The 13851-nt window shown below is 73.7% G+C and carries 19 protein-coding genes; 1 reads left to right on the top strand and 18 read right to left on the bottom strand.

The features are described from left to right. The 12 genes from N801_RS20775 to N801_RS13470 form a co-directional block, all read right to left on the bottom strand. Nucleotides 1-267, bottom strand: a 267-nt coding sequence (locus N801_RS20775) for a hypothetical protein (RefSeq protein ID WP_211254735.1), incomplete at its 3' end; no start/stop codon positions are given. Then, nucleotides 260-1213 carry a tyrosine recombinase XerC gene (locus N801_RS13515; protein WP_035938741.1) on the bottom strand — a complete coding sequence of 318 codons (954 nt, stop codon included), beginning with the start codon at nt 1211-1213 and terminating at the stop codon, nt 260-262. The genes N801_RS13515 and N801_RS20775, both read right to left, overlap by 8 nt. Nucleotides 1214-1245: 32 nt before the next feature. After that, nucleotides 1246-2400 carry a DNA-processing protein DprA gene (gene dprA, locus N801_RS13510; protein ID WP_052113006.1) on the bottom strand — a complete coding sequence of 385 codons (1155 nt, stop codon included), beginning with the start codon at nt 2398-2400 and terminating at the stop codon, nt 1246-1248. After that, on the bottom strand, nt 2397-3941 hold the full coding sequence (locus N801_RS13505; RefSeq protein ID WP_035938739.1) for a YifB family Mg chelatase-like AAA ATPase: 1545 nt from the start codon (nt 3939-3941) through the stop codon (nt 2397-2399). Before N801_RS13505 ends, dprA begins: the two co-directional genes overlap by 4 nt. Continuing rightward, a complete protein-coding gene (locus N801_RS13500; protein ID WP_035938737.1) occupies nt 3938-4297 on the bottom strand; it encodes a YraN family protein in 360 nt (119 codons plus the stop codon). Before N801_RS13500 ends, N801_RS13505 begins: the two co-directional genes overlap by 4 nt. A gap of 108 nt (nt 4298-4405) precedes the next feature. Continuing rightward, nucleotides 4406-4720 carry a DUF2469 domain-containing protein gene (locus N801_RS13495; protein WP_035938735.1) on the bottom strand — a complete coding sequence of 105 codons (315 nt, stop codon included), beginning with the start codon at nt 4718-4720 and terminating at the stop codon, nt 4406-4408. After that, entirely contained in the window at nt 4710-5495 is a 786-nt protein-coding gene (gene rnhB / locus N801_RS13490) for a ribonuclease HII (protein ID WP_035938734.1), read from the bottom strand. Before rnhB ends, N801_RS13495 begins: the two co-directional genes overlap by 11 nt. A gap of 77 nt (nt 5496-5572) precedes the next feature. Further along, nucleotides 5573-6472, bottom strand: coding sequence for a signal peptidase I (gene lepB / locus N801_RS13485; RefSeq protein ID WP_035938733.1), 900 nt, complete (start codon nt 6470-6472; stop codon nt 5573-5575). 17 nt (nt 6473-6489) lie between these two features. After that, nucleotides 6490-7173 carry a signal peptidase I gene (gene lepB / locus N801_RS13480; protein WP_052113004.1) on the bottom strand — a complete coding sequence of 228 codons (684 nt, stop codon included), beginning with the start codon at nt 7171-7173 and terminating at the stop codon, nt 6490-6492. Between the two features lie 44 nt (nt 7174-7217). Next, on the bottom strand, nt 7218-7577 hold the full coding sequence (rplS, locus tag N801_RS13475; RefSeq protein ID WP_035938732.1) for a 50S ribosomal protein L19: 360 nt from the start codon (nt 7575-7577) through the stop codon (nt 7218-7220). A gap of 198 nt (nt 7578-7775) precedes the next feature. Further along, nucleotides 7776-7931, bottom strand: coding sequence for a hypothetical protein (locus tag N801_RS20770; protein ID WP_156996767.1), 156 nt, complete (start codon nt 7929-7931; stop codon nt 7776-7778). Continuing rightward, the gene (locus N801_RS13470; RefSeq protein ID WP_035938731.1) at nt 7928-8350 is read right to left on the bottom strand and encodes a hypothetical protein; all 423 of its coding nucleotides are present in this window, start codon (nt 8348-8350) and stop codon (nt 7928-7930) included. The genes N801_RS20770 and N801_RS13470 overlap by 4 nt, the downstream gene beginning before the upstream one ends. Nucleotides 8351-8425: 75 nt before the next feature. Here N801_RS13470 and N801_RS13465 point away from each other — a divergent pair, with 75 nt between their 5' ends. Next, nucleotides 8426-9184: an ABC transporter permease gene (locus N801_RS13465; protein WP_035938729.1), complete on the top strand. Its 759-nt coding sequence runs from the start codon at nt 8426-8428 to the stop codon at nt 9182-9184. A 54-nt stretch (nt 9185-9238) separates the two neighbouring features. On the opposite strand, the gene N801_RS13460 is transcribed toward N801_RS13465, so the two are convergent. The 6 genes from N801_RS13460 to N801_RS13435 all read right to left on the bottom strand — a co-directional run bounded on the left by N801_RS13460 (nt 9239) and on the right by N801_RS13435 (nt 13833). Next, the gene (locus N801_RS13460) at nt 9239-9883 is read right to left on the bottom strand and encodes a hypothetical protein (RefSeq protein ID WP_035938727.1); all 645 of its coding nucleotides are present in this window, start codon (nt 9881-9883) and stop codon (nt 9239-9241) included. Next, nucleotides 9880-11088, bottom strand: coding sequence for a tRNA (guanosine(37)-N1)-methyltransferase TrmD (gene trmD, locus N801_RS13455; RefSeq protein WP_035938724.1), 1209 nt, complete (start codon nt 11086-11088; stop codon nt 9880-9882). The genes N801_RS13460 and trmD overlap by 4 nt, the downstream gene beginning before the upstream one ends. A gap of 17 nt (nt 11089-11105) precedes the next feature. After that, complete coding sequence (gene rimM / locus N801_RS13450) at nt 11106-11657, bottom strand: ribosome maturation factor RimM (protein ID WP_035938721.1); 552 nt, start codon at nt 11655-11657, stop codon at nt 11106-11108. Nucleotides 11658-11746: 89 nt separating this feature from the next. Further along, a complete protein-coding gene (locus tag N801_RS13445) occupies nt 11747-11989 on the bottom strand; it encodes an RNA-binding protein (RefSeq protein WP_035938719.1) in 243 nt (80 codons plus the stop codon). A gap of 2 nt (nt 11990-11991) precedes the next feature. Then, complete coding sequence (rpsP, locus tag N801_RS13440; protein ID WP_035938716.1) at nt 11992-12537, bottom strand: 30S ribosomal protein S16; 546 nt, start codon at nt 12535-12537, stop codon at nt 11992-11994. Nucleotides 12538-12813: 276 nt separating this feature from the next. Then, entirely contained in the window at nt 12814-13833 is a 1020-nt protein-coding gene (locus N801_RS13435; RefSeq protein ID WP_035938714.1) for a phosphotransferase family protein, read from the bottom strand. Nucleotides 13834-13851 lie beyond the last annotated feature (18 nt).

Raw genomic sequence — 13851 nt, 5'->3', positions numbered from 1 at the left:
CGTCGCGCGTGCCGGCACGCTCGACCCGCCACCCGGCCAGAGCGCCCACAGGAGCAGCGCGAGGACGGTCGTCACCGCCAGCGCGGCCACCAGGCGGCGGCGGGCGAACGTGGTCGCGGAGCCGCCGACGGCCACGGAACGGCGACGTCCGTGCCCCCGGGAGCCGCTCAAGGCAGGCCCGGTGGTGCGGCCCGGGTCCACCACGTCGACCGGCGGGCGGGACGCGGGCGCGCTGACCCAGTCGGGAAGTCCTGGCTCGTCAGGCACGGGGGTGGGCCTGGGCGTAGGAGGCGGTGAGCCGCTCGATGGAGACGTGCGTGTAGATCTGGGTGGTGGCCAGCGACGAGTGGCCGAGCAGCTCCTGGACCATGCGCAGGTCCGCACCCCCCTCGAGCAGGTGGGTCGCGGCGCTGTGACGCAGCCCGTGCGGACCGAGGTCCGGCGCGTCGGGCAGGTGGGCCAGCATCTCGTGCACGAGGGTGCGCACCTGGCGCGGGTCGACCCGCCGACCCCTCCGGCCGAGGAAGAGCGCCGGGCCGCTGCCGTCGACGACGAGCCGGGACCGGCCCCGCTCCAGCCAGTCGACCAGGGCCGAGGCGGCCCGTCGGCCGAACGGCACGCGCCGCTCCTTGTCGCCCTTGCCGATGACCCGCACCACCCCGGTGTCGAGGTCCACGTCGTCGGTGTCGAGTCCGGTCAGCTCGCCGACCCGGACCCCGGTCGCATAGAGGAGCTCGAGGATCGCCCGGTCCCGGAGGTGGACCGGGTCGTCGTCGTCCGCCGCGACCGCGGCGATGTCGAGGAGCTCCGCCGCGTCGTTCTGGGCGAGCACCGGTGGCAGCGTGCGGTGCCGCTTCGGGGCGACGAGCCGCAGGGACGGGTCGGGGTCCACGTGGCCCTGGCGGGTGGCCCACGCGAAGAAGGTGCGCAGCGAGGCCGACCGCCGCGCGATCGTCGAGCGGGCGGCACCACCGGCGGCGAGGACGCCGAGCCAGCCTCGCAGGTCGGCGAGCCGCACCGCGTCGAGCGGGGTGACGGGCGCCGCCGCGGGCACCACCCGGTCGCCGCGGCCGTGGGTGTCGGCACCGTCGAGGTGGGCGAAGAAGTCCCGCAGATCCCCGAGGTAGGCCCGGACCGTGTGCGGTGAGCGCCCACGCTCGGCGCGCAGGTGACGCTCGAAGGCGTCGATCACGGCCTCCCGGGTGGCACTCACACCCCGCACCGTCTCATCCGGTCGACCCGGGATCAACCACCCGGTCGGCGGGTCTGTCCCGTCACGGGCGCCTTGCGCCACCGGTCGCCGTCACGCACGACGAGCCCGAGCACGCTCAGCTGGCCGAGCACGGCGAGCAGGGTGGTCGAGTCCATCGCCGTGAGCAGCTGCATCCGGGCCAGGCCGGCGCCCTCCCGGACCGGCACGGCGGACCACACGGTCCGAGCGACCGGGTCCAGCTGCGACTCCGCGGTCTCGGGAGCCCGCGCGGGTCCCACGGCGTCGAGGCTGAGCCGGCCCATGAGGTCGAGGACCTCCGCGGTGTCGGTGACGAGGGTGGCACCGGACTCCCGGACGAGCTGGTGGCACCCGGCGGACTGCACCGACGTCACCGGCCCGGGCACCGCCGCGACGTGACGGTGGAGGTCGCGTGCCGTCCGCGCCGTGTTGAGCGAGCCGGACCGGAGCCCGGCCTCGACGACGACGGTGCCCACCGTCATGGCGGCGATGATCCGGTTGCGGGCGATGAACCGCTGCCGGTACGGCGCCCAGCCCAGCGGCAGCTCGCTGACGACGGCACCCTCCTTCGCCACGGCCCTCAGCAGGCCCTCGTGCGCCTGGGGGTAGGCCCGGTCCAGACCCCTCGCCAGCACGGCCACGGTCGGCCCGCCCCCGGCGAGCGCACCGCGATGGGCCGCGGCGTCGATCCCGAACGCCGCGCCGGACACCACGGTCACCCCGCGGCCGACGAGACCCTCGCCGAGCTCGGCGGCGACGTGGAGGCCGTAGGACGTGGCCGCGCGGGAGCCGACGACGGCCACGCTTCCCTCGACGGCACCGAGGTCGACGGCGCCCCGGACGTAGAGGCACAGCGGAGGGGTGTCGAGCTGGTCGAGGCCCACCGGCCACTCCTCGTCACCCGGGACGACCACCCGCACCCGCAGGCGCTCGAGCGACCGTCGCGACCCGCTCACGTCGAGGCCGGCGATCCGCTGGTCGTAGCGTCCGTCCGGGGCCAGCTCCCCCGTGAGCAGCCGCGACAACGCGCCCGAGGCGCCGAAGCGGTCGACCCACGTGCGCACCGACACCGTCTCGGGCTCCGCGACCTGGCTCCACGCCAGGCGAGCCCACCGGTCCTCCGTGAGCGCGGCTCCACCGGGGACGTCGAGGAACGACCTGACGCTCATGCGGCGGCCCTGCCCTGGCTGCGCATCGTGTAGGCGAGGCCGACGTCCTCCGACGTCGGAACGCTCCGGCCGAACAGGTCGGCGGAGGACCATGCGAGGCGCAGCGTGCGGTCGTAGCCCCGCAGGGTGAGCTGACCGAGGTCGAGCGCCCGGTCGACGGCGCCGGTGACCGACGCCGGAAGCCGCCAGGGGCGGCGGCGCAGGACGTGCCCCGGCACGCGCGCGTTGGTCGGCCAGCCGTGCTCGCTCCACCGCTCGCGCTGCGCACCCCGGGCCGCGAGCACCCGGTCGAGCACGGCCGCGCTCGTCTCGCCCCGCTCCTCCGCGAACGCCGCGCTCGCCACGGGCGGAACGACGACCTGGATGTCCACCCGGTCGACGAGGGGTCCGGAGAGCTTGGCCTGGTAGCTGCGCAGCTCGAGCGCGCTGCACGAGCAGTCGACGCCCTTGCCCCAGGCGCGTCCGCACGGGCACGGGTTGGTCGCGAGCACGAGCTGGAAGCGCGCCGGGAGGCTGACGAGCTGCCGGGCCCGGGCAATGGTGACCTCGCCCGACTCGAGCGGCTGCCTCAGCTGCTGCAGGACCGACGTCTTGAACTCCCCCGCCTCGTCGAGGAAGAGCACGCCGCAGTGTGCCCGGGAGATCGCGCCGGGCAGCACCACCCCGGACCCGCCACCGGTGATGGACGCGATGGACGCACTGTGGTGCGGGGCGACGAAGGGTGGTGTGAGGTCGAGCTCGCTCGCCCGGATCTCGTCCCCGGTCAGGGACCGGATGGCGTGGGTCTGCAGGGCCTGCTCGCGCGTGAGCGGCGGAAGGATCGTCACCAGCCGCTCCGCGAGCATCGTCTTGCCGACGCCGGGCGGTCCGTTCATGAGCAGGTGGTGCTCACCCGTCGCGGCCAGCTCGACCGCGAGCCGGGCCTCCGGCTGGCCGACGACGTCCCCGAGGTCGACGTGGCGCCGGGCGCCCTCGGACTCGCCCCGGACGGGCAGGGCCACGGGAAGCGGGTCCACGCCGCCGCGGACGGCATACCAGCCGACGAGCGTCGCGAGGTCCGGCGCGCTGTGCACGGTGACCCCGTCGACGAGCTGCGCCTCGGCGAGGTTGACCGGCGGGACGACCACGTGCCGCATGCCGGAACGCGCCGCGGCGAGCACGGCAGGCAGGATCCCGCGCACCCCGCGCACGGTGCCGTCGAGCCCGAGCTCGCCGAGGTGGACCACGCGCGAGATGCGCCTCGCGTCGACCACGCCGGCGGCGCCGAGGACGGCGAGGGCGATGGCGACGTCGAACCCGGTGCCCTGCTTGGGGATCGAGGCCGGGGAGAGGTTGACCGTGATCCGCTGCGGTGGGAGCGGGAACCCGCTCGTCGCGGCGGCCGAGCGCACCCGGTCGGGCGCCTGGCCGCACGCCTTGTCGGGCAGGCCGGTGACGCTGAAGTGCGGGAGCTGGGCGGAGATGTGCGCCTCGACGTCGACGATGCGGCCGTCGAGCCCGCTGAGGGCGACGCAGAGGGTGCGCCCGAGCTTGGCGCTCACGCCCCCACCGCCACGACGTGGCGCACGAGGGGCCGTGACCCGGGGCGGGCGAGCACGCCGATGACGTCGATGCGCACGTCGGGGACGCTCCCGGGGCGGGTGCGCAGGTAGGCCGCGGCCAGGCGTCGCAGTCGACGGGCCTTCTGCCACGTCACCGCCTCGAGCGGGTCGCCGGCGCCCGTGCCCCGCCGCGTCTTGACCTCGCAGATGACGAGGCAGTCGCCGTCGAGGGCGACGAGGTCGATCTCGCCCTCGGCGCACCGCCAGTTGCGCTCGAGGATGGTCATCCCGCGGTCGCACAGGTACCGCGCCGCGAGGTCCTCGCCGTACCGCCCCAGCGCCTGGTGTCCGTCCATGCGCAGAGCCTCGACGCCACGAGGACGGTGTGCCAGCGCCGCCGGCGCCCGCTGTGGACCACGAGAGCGCCCGGCCCCGGCTGTGGACGGCGCGGCGTGCTCAGCCGGTCAGAAGTCGCCCTTGGGCAGCTGCAGCTCGGACTTGGCCAGCTCCTCGACGTTGACGTCCTTGAAGGTCACGACCCGCACCTGCTTGGCGAACCGCGCCGGCCGGTAGATGTCCCAGACCCAGCAGTCCTGCATCGTCACGTCGAAGAAGACCTCGCCGCCGTCGCTGCGCACCTTGACGTCCACGGAGTTGCACAGGTAGAAGCGCCGCTCGGTCTCGACGACGTGCGAGAACAGCCCGACGACGTCGCGGTACTCGCGGTAGAGCGCGAGCTCCATCTCGCTCTCGTACTTCTCGAGGTCCTCAGCGCTCATGCGTGTCCAACTCCGTCGTAGGTGGGGCGGCCGTCAGGGTCACCATGTCAGGTCCGTCGACGACGACGGCGCCCGGCTCGCCCCAGGGACCGTCGTCGACGGCCGTGCCCGGCAGCCGCCAGGAGCGCCGGTGCAGCGCGCAGGGACCGTGCTCCCGCAACGCGTCGAGGTGTTCCGGTGCCGCGTAGCCCTTGTTGAGCTCCCACGCGTATGCCGCGTGGTCGCCAGCCAGCCCGACCATGATCCGGTCGCGCTCGACCTTGGCGAGCACACTCGCGGAGGCCACCGAGGAGCAGGTCAGGTCGGCCTTGATCATCGTCGTCACCGGCGGGGTGTGCACCTCCTCGTCCGTGAACGCGAGCAGGCCGACCTCGTCGGGGGAGGTGAGCCAGTCGTGGTTGCCGTCGAGGATGACGAGGTCGGGCACGACGTCGAGGGTGGCGAGCGCGCGGCGTCCGGCCAGGCGCAGAGCGGCGATGATCCCAACCTCGTCGATCTCGGCCGGCGAGGCGTGGCCGACCGCGTACGCCAGCGCCCAGCGGCGGATCCTCGGGACCATCGACTCGCGCACGTGGGGCTGGAGAAGCTTGGAGTCGCGCACCCCCTGCGGCGCCGACCGGCAGGTGTCGTCGATGACGACGACGCCCACGCTGACCGGGCCGGCGAGGGCGCCGCGGCCGACCTCGTCCATCCCGGCGAGCAGCCGGTAGCCGTCGCGCTGGAGGGCACGCTCGACCCGCAGGTTCGGCTTCCGGGAACGAGGTGCGACAGGCATGGCAGGTGCTGCGGGCTCTCTGGGCGGGGCGGGTGTCAGGTCAAGGGTGCGACGGACCGGGTCACGGTGTCACGGTGTCACGGTGTCGCGGACGGCGAGGGCTGCGCCGGGACCGCGCTCGGGTCCGGCACCGTCGTGAAGGTCGACTCCGGGCGGGACAGCCAGCCGCCGCGGTCGAAGGGCCAGACGATGGCGACGGCGCGGCCGGTGATGTTGGCGACCGGGACCGAGCCCTGCGCGCCCGTGCCGTCGGGGTCGTGGAAGCGCGAGTCCTCGGAGTCGCTGCGGTGGTCGCCCATGACCCAGACCTTGCCCTCGGGCACGGTGATGTCGAAGGTGATCGAGCTGGCGACGTCACCGGGCTTGATGTAGGGCTCCGTGACCGGGACGCCGTTGACCGTGAGCCGGCCCTCGGAGTCGCAGCAGACGATCGTGTCGCCGGGCAGCCCGATGACCCGCTTGATGAGGTGGTTGTCGGAGGTGTTGGGCAGCAGGCCGACGAAGGAGAGCACTCGCTCCACGCCGTCACGCACCGGACCGTGGCTCACCTCGGGCATCGACGTCAGCCAGTCGCCCGGGTCCTCGAAGACGACGACGTCGCCGCGCTGGAGGTCGACGACGCCGGGCACGAGCTTGTTGACGACCACCCGGTCGTTGAGGATCAGCGTGTCCTCCATCGACCCCGACGGGATGTAGAAGGCCTGCATCAGCCACGTCTTGACGACGAACGACAGCGCCAGGGCCATCGCCACGACGACGACGAACTCGCGGATCGCGGCCCCGGCCGCACCGACGGCGGCCCGACCCCGGCTGCGCCCGTCCGGCCGCCCCGGCCCCCCGGACCTCTCGGCCCTCTCGGCCCCCGCGGCCCTCTCTGCCCCGTCAGCGCCCTCGTCCGACCGCGCGTCGTCGGTGGCGTCCCGAGGCGCGTCAGGGTCGAACTGGCCCGGCTCGAACCGGGCCTCGTGGCTCGTCATCACAGGTGTCTGCGCTCTCAGGACTGGGGGGTGGAGGAGGAGGGGGAAGGAGGGCCGAGCCGGTCGAGCGGCCAGATCCGCGTGACGACCGTGCCGACCACCGCGTCGGCGGACACCGTCCCGTCGGTGGTGGAACCCGCACCGGCGTGGGTGCGCGAGTCCATCGCGTCGGTCGCGTTGTCGCTGAGGAGGAAGACCCGACCCGGCGGCACGGTGAGGCGGAAGGTCGCAGCCCCGTCGTCGAGGCGCGGCCCCACGGCCTTCCCGTCCACGCCGACCCGGCCGTCGGTGCAGCAGACGACCTCGTCGCCCCCCGTCGCGACGACCCGGGCCAGGACGGACTTCTCGCCGAGGTCGATCCCGAGTGCCCCCGACGCCGAGGCGAGGGTGCGTCCGATGAGGCCGTCGTCGATGTGCGTCGAGCGGTCCGGCCCGGGCCAGGCGTCGGTGACGTCGGCGACGACGACGTCACCGACCTCGACGGACCCGACCTTCGAGACGAGCACTCGCTCACCCTCCTCGAGGGAGGGCGACATCGACGCGCTCGAGACGGCATACGGCTGCATGACGAAGGCCCGCACGAGCACCACCGCGAGGATCCCCGCGGCCAGCATCACCGGCACCCGGTGAGCACGACTCGACCCGGCCCGCGCCGTGGAGGCGGGGACCGGGTCGGTGTCGTGGGTGGCCGGGGACGTCATCGTGCCGATGCTAGTCGCCGGGCCCGTGCGCGTCGCGCCGCGGCTCAGCTGGCCGGGGAGGTCTCGCGCTTCTCCTTGATCTTGGCCGCCTTGCCGCGCAGGTCGCGGAGGTAGTAGAGCTTCGCGCGACGGACGTCGCCGCGGGTGACGAGCTCGATGTGGTCGATCACGGGCGTGTGGAGCGGGAAGGTGCGCTCCACACCGACGCCGAAGGAGACCTTGCGGACCGTGAAGGTCTCGCCGATGCCGCCGCCGTGGCGACGGATGACGATGCCCTTGAAGATCTGGACACGCGAGCGCGTGCCCTCGACGACCTTGACGTGGACGTTGACCGTGTCGCCGGCGCGGAACGCGGGGATGTCGGTCCGGAGGGAGGCCTTGTCGACCTCGTGGAAAAGCTGCATGACTGCTTCGCTCTCTCGTGCGGTGCCACAGGTCACCCACGCGGTGTGTTGCGCTGTCTGAATGGAGGTGCGGCGTCGGGCCTCATGCGCGGCTCGGGCGGTGGCTCGGGCTCTGCACTCCCCCTGTGGCGGGGGCGTTGTGTCGACGGACGCAAGGAGCAAGTCTGCCAGAGCACCCGGCATACGGAGAAATCCGGGTCAGGAGGCGGCGCGGTCCGGCTGCGTGGCCCGTCGGGCGTGCGCGATCTTGACGATGACCGGGTCGACCTTGTCCTCGCCGCCGGAGAAGGTGATGAGGGCGCGCGCGGACTGGATCTGGTCACGGGTGACCTTGACGTAGTGCTTGTCCTTCACGGCGAGACCTCCTGCCCTTCGACGTCATCTCCAGTGTCCTCGACGTAGACGATCTCGTCCATCAGCATCCCCGCGCGGAAACGGGTGACGTCCTCACCGTCGCCGTCGATCCGGGCCCCGGCGTCGAGCACGGCGAGGACGAGCGCCTTCTCCTGCTCGGTGGCGAGGTCGCTCTGGCCCAGCTCGACGAGCAGCACCCGCGAGAGGGCGCGCTGCCGCGGGCTCTCACTGCTCACGCCGGCGAGGGCGGCGGTGAAGCGTCGCCCCCACTCCTCGAGGTTGGCCTGCTGCTCACGTTGGCCCACGTCGGCGCGGGCGGCCCGCTCGCGCTGGGCGACGTCGCGGCGCGCGGCGACCCACGACAGCCCGGAGCCCAGCGCGGCTCCCGCGAACGCCAGCACTGCGCTCCACCAGTCCATGGTTCCTCCCGGTGGCCAGTGTGGCACCGGGTGCCGGGCGGGCGGTGCGGTCCGGCGCCGCATAGCGTGTCGCCGGTGAGCATCGATCCCGGCTGGCCGGTCGCCCTGGCGTGCGTCGCGCTCCTCGCGCTGACGGTGGCGATGTATGCCGTGGGGCGGCTCCCGAACGTCGGCTCCACCCTCGTCGCGGCCGGGCGGGCCGTCGTCCAGCTGGGTGTCGCCGCGCTCGTCATCACCGCGGTCGCCCGCAACCTCGGGCTGTCGGTGCTGCTGCTCTGCGGGATGTTCGCGGTGGCGGTGGTGACCACGGCCCGTCGCGTGGAGGCCGTGCGGGTGTGGCCGTGGACGACGGTGGCGATGGCTGCGGGGCTGCTGCCGGTGGTCGCCATCGTGCTGCTCACCGGGACCGTGCCGCTCGAGGGCATCGCCCTCATCCCCGTCGTCGGCATCATCCTCGGCAACACGATGAACGGTCACACCCTCGTGGGCCGGCGCGCGTTCGCGGCCCTGCGGGAGGAGACCGGTCAGTACGACGCGGCGCTGTCGCTCGGTCTGACCCGGGCGCAGGCGATCGACGAGATCGTGCACCGGCGGCTGCCCGAGGCGCTCATCCCCGGGCTCGACCAAGTGCGCACGGCCGGGGTGGTGACGCTGCCCGGGGCGTTCATCGGGGTGCTGCTCGGCGGCGGGTCGCCGGCCCAGGCGGCGGCGGCGCAGGTGCTCGTGCTGCTGGGGATCATGGCGGCGCAGACGACGACGGCGGTCGTCGCCGGGCGGCTCATCAGCGGGGCGCGGCTCCTGCCCGACGACCTGCGGGCGCGGCTGCGGCCCTGAGCCGAAGCGGAAGTCCGGCTCGCGAGCCCCTTCGTGTCTCGCGAGCCGGATCGATCAGGTTTGCGAGTCCCGGTGCGGTTCGTGAACCTCTTCGTGCACGTCCGGGACCGCGGCGAGGACGGCGTTCGCGTGGCGGCGGTTGCGTCCGTAGTCGAGCCACTGCAGCGGGTATGCCGGCCGCGACCAGACCGTGACCAGGCCCCTTCCGCCGGTGTGCGGCTCGACGCGGACGGTCATGGTCTCTCCCCAGCTCGCCGTCGACAGCGAGCGCGTCGCGACGACGGTGTTGGGGTCGGTGGCCCGCGGCGGCGAGAAGCCCTGCGCGGACAGGCCCGCGGAGAGCGCCGTCCACACCTGCTGACCCGGGGCGCTGGTCACGACCTGGCCGAGGCTCGACGGACCCGGCCCGGCGGGCCCACCCAGGCGTGCGTCCTTGCGCACCGAGACGGCGATGAGCCCTGCGAGGAGGGCCAGGAACCCGACGCAGGCCAGGAGGCCCGCCGCGAGTCCCCGTGGGCCCGGACTGACGGCCGTGACGGCGAAGCCCAGGAGCAGGGCGAACCCGACCATGGTCCCCAGCGCCGCGAGCCGGCCGATCCGGAGCTGGCGGACCACCGCCTCGTGGGCCTGACGCAGGTCGACGAGGGCCGGTGGCGGGGGCGGCGGTGACGTGGCGGCGCCGGGCCGGTGGTCGCTCATCCGGACACCGTCCCCGACGACCGGCGCTTGGTGAGGTCGACCGTCCCCGGGAAGGCTCCCTCGCCGGGGCGTACCCGGTAGCCGGCCTTGCGGTACATCCGGAGGTTCTCGGTGCTCTTGGCCCCGGTGTTGAGCCAGAGGGTGTCGGTGTCCTCGGGAGCCAGCGACTCGGCATACTCGAGCAGCTCACGTCCCAGGCCACGGCCCTGGAGGTACGGCGCGACCATGAGCCGCCCGATCTGCCAGGTCCCGGCGACGTCCGGGTCGCGGCGCACGCGCACCGAGGCGACGAGCTGACCGTCCTTGCGCCACACGCGCGTGTCCCAGTCGCGGATGCCGTCGCGGACCTCCTCGAGCGGCTCCTCCCCCACGGCGAACATCCCGTAGCGGGCGATCTCGGGCAGCCAGCACGCGCGGGTGAGGACCTGGAGGTCGGGGGCGTCCGCGGGGGTCGCGACCCGCTCCTCGAGCTCCCGCAGCCCGGCCGCGGCGGCCGCCGGAGGCAGCAGGTCGGGACGGCGCGCGGCGGTGCGCTGCACCCGCTGCTCCTGCCGCCACGCCGCGATGGCCCGGTGGTTGCCGCCGAGCAGCACCTCGGGCACGGCACGACCGTCCCACTCGGCGGGCTTGGTGTAGACGGGGTACTCGAGCAGCCCGTCCTCGTGCGACTCCTCGACGAGCGACTCGGCGTTGCCGATGACGCCGGGCAGGAGGCGGGCGACCGCCTCCACCATCGCGAGCACGGCGACCTCGCCACCGTTGAGGACGTAGTCACCGAGCGACAGCACCCGGACCGGCATGCGTTCGCCGGCCCACTCGTAGACCCGCTCGTCGATGCCCTCGTAGCGACCGCACGCGAACGCCAGCCAGGGCTCGTCGGCGAGCTCCCGGGCGATCTGCTGGGTGAACGGCTCCCCGCCGGGGCCGGGGACGACGAGGGTCGGCACGGCGGCGGGCTCGCCCAGGGCGGAGGCGCCCTGCGTCACGACGTGGTCGATGGCCTCGCTCCACGGTCCGGCCTTCATGACCATGCCCGCACCGCCGCCGTACGGCGAGTCGTCCACCGTGCGGTGCCGGTCGTGGGCGAAGTCGCGCAGGTCGTGGACGTGCAGGTCGAGCAGCCCGTCCCGCCGGGCCTTGCCGATGAGCGACAGGTCGAGCGGTGCGAGGTACTCCGGGAAGATCGAGATGACGTCCAGGCGCATGGCGGGGCCGGCCTCTCTCAGGACTCGTCGAGGTCGAAGAGCCCGGCCGGGGCGTCGACGACGACCCGTCCGGCCTCGGTGTCGACGTCGGTCACGATGGCCTCGACGAAGGGCACGAGGGCGTCCCGTCCACCCGTGAGCCGCACCTCGAGGAGGTCCTGGGCGGCGCCGACCACGAGGCCGGTGACCTTGCCGAGCTCGTCACCCGCGGGGTCGACGACGACGAGCCCGACGAGGTCGTGCTCGTACCAGCCCTCCTCGTCGTCGTCCTCGGCAGCGTCCAGCTCGGTCGGCTCGACGAACAGGCGCGTCCCCCGCAGCGACTCCGCCCCGGTGCGGTCCGGGATCTCGGCGAACCCGAGCAGCCAGGTCTGCTGGTGCTTGCGGGCGCTCGACAGGGTGAGGACGCGCGGGACGCCGGTACCGGGCTCGGCCTCGGTGTCGAACACGCGGCCGGGGACGAACCGGCGCTCCGGGTCGTCGGTGTGCGTCTGCACGGTCACCTCGCCGCCCAGCCCGTGGGGCTTGCCGATGCGGGCGATGAGCAGGGAGTCGGTGCTGCGGGGCATGGGCAGATCCTCTCAGGGGGCGGGCACGACGAACGCGCCGCACCCGCAGGTGCGACGCGTTCGTGTGAGCCGTGTGGGGCTCGGGGCGGTCAGCGCACCCGGTCGGTGTCGACGATGTCGATCCGGACCGGACGGCCACCGGCGAGGGCGGTCATCACCGTGCGCAGCGCGCTGGCGGTGCGGCCGGAGCGGCCGATGACGCGACCGAGGTCCTCGGGGTGGACCCGGACCTCGATGATCTCGCCACGACGGAGCTCCTTGCGCACGACCTTGACCTCGTCCTTGTGGTCGACGATCCCGGTGACGAGGTGCTCCAGCGCCTCTTCGAGCACGGTCAGGCCCCTGCCTCGTCAGCCTTGGCCGGGGTGTCCGCGCCCTCGGCGGGAGCGTCGGCGCTCTCGCTCGAGGCGCCGCTGGAGTCGGTGTCGGCCGCGGGGGCGACCTCGTCGGCCTTCGGGGCCTCGGCCTTCTCCTCGTCCTTCTTGGCGGCCTTCTTCTTCGCGGTGGTCGCGCGCGAGGAGTCGTCGCTCTCGGACTTGCCGGCGGCGGCGAGGGCGGCCTCGTAGAGGTCCTTCTTCTTCGGCTTGGGCTCCTTGAGCTTGAGCGTGCCCTCGGCGCCGGGCTCGCCCTTGTACTTCTGCCAGTCACCGGTCACCTTGAGCAGTGCGGCGACGGCCTCGGTCGGCTGCGCACCCTGGCTGAGCCAGTACTGGGCGCGCTCACCGTCGATGTCGATGACCGACGGCTCCTCGGTGGGGTGGTACTTGCCGATCTCCTCGATGGCCCGGCCATCGCGCTTGGTGCGCGAGTCCATGACGACGACGCGGTAGAACGGTGCATGGATCTTGCCCATGCGCTTGAGACGAATCTTGACGGCCACGTGGGTGGTCTCCGTTTCCAGTTGTGGGCACGGCCAGACCGCGGCGGAACACACGCGGGGTACCGATGCCCGGGGTAGGCATCCAGCCGACATCGGTGCCGGACAGAAGGTGTACAGCCGACCATTCTGCCAGACCGCCTCAGGTGGTCCGGACCACCGGCTGCGCCCCACCACCGAGACGTATGCCGTCCACCCCTGTCCCGGGGCCCGCTGCGGTCCTGCCGTGGCCGGGCGACCCGCACCCCGCGACCGGGCTGGTGTTCGGGCTCTGGGCACTCACCGCTGGCCGTCGGTGGCGGGCCTCGTGCTCGCCGTCGCCGCCCGGGCCGCGGCGAGGACCCGGGTCAGGGCGTCCGGGGTGGGGACGTACGTCGCGAGGCTCTGCTCGATCTCGGTGAGCACCGGCTCCCGGTGCTCCTGCGCCAGACCCGGATCGAGCGCAGAGCGGATCTGCCCGGCGAGGAAGTTCGCGTCACTGCACAGCACCATGGTGAAGTCGTCGAGCGCCTCGACCCGTCCCGGGCCCCCGGCCGTGCAGTAGGCCTCGACGGTCGCGGTGACGGCGTCCTCGTCGACGTCGTCCCCGTCGACGTGCCACTGGACGAGGACCTTGGCGAGCTCGCGATGGGGGTCGGTCGGGCCGGCGTCCTCCCAGTCGATGGCGCGAAGCGAGCCGTCCGGGGCGACGAGGACGTTGTCGGGGTGCAGGTCGCGGTGCCCGACGACGAGGCGTCCTCGAGGTGGACCGACACGCTCGACGCGGCGGGCGTGGTCCTCGAGGTCGGGCAGGCGCCGGGACAGGGCGTCGACCCACGGCTGTCCCTCGCTGCGGACGAGCAGGTCGTGCCAGACCTCCGCCGCGGGCATCGTGCGGTACCACCCGCTCGGAGCCTCGTCACTGCTCGGGGCTGCGCCGTGCAGCGAGCCCAGCAGGGTGCCGAGCCGGGTGGCCAGGCCGTCCGTGGCCGTCCCGACGGCCCGCCCCTCGACCCACCGCGTGATGCGCGCCTGTCCCCCACCGAACGCCTCCGGGACCGGGACGGCATACCGGCCGGTCGGGTCGCCGACGTGGGCCGGCACCTCGATGCCCGCGCGAACGAAGTGCTCGAGGTGGGCGGCCTCGCGACGGAGGTCGTCCTCGTCGACGGTCCCGAACGGCTGCTTCAGCGCGTAGCGCCGGTCGCCCACGCCGAGCAGCGAGATCCGGCCCTGCGCCCCGCGGGCGACCACGGTGAGGGTGACGCCTCCCTCACCCAGCCCGAAGGCGTCGCGCGCCCACTCCCCGAGGGACGTCACGGCACACGCTCTCGGCCC

This window comes from Knoellia aerolata DSM 18566, assembly GCF_000768695.1.
Lineage (GTDB): Bacteria > Actinomycetota > Actinomycetes > Actinomycetales > Dermatophilaceae > Knoellia > Knoellia aerolata.
Note: the sequence above shows the minus strand (reverse complement) of the source record. Positions and strands in the feature narration are given on the sequence as shown.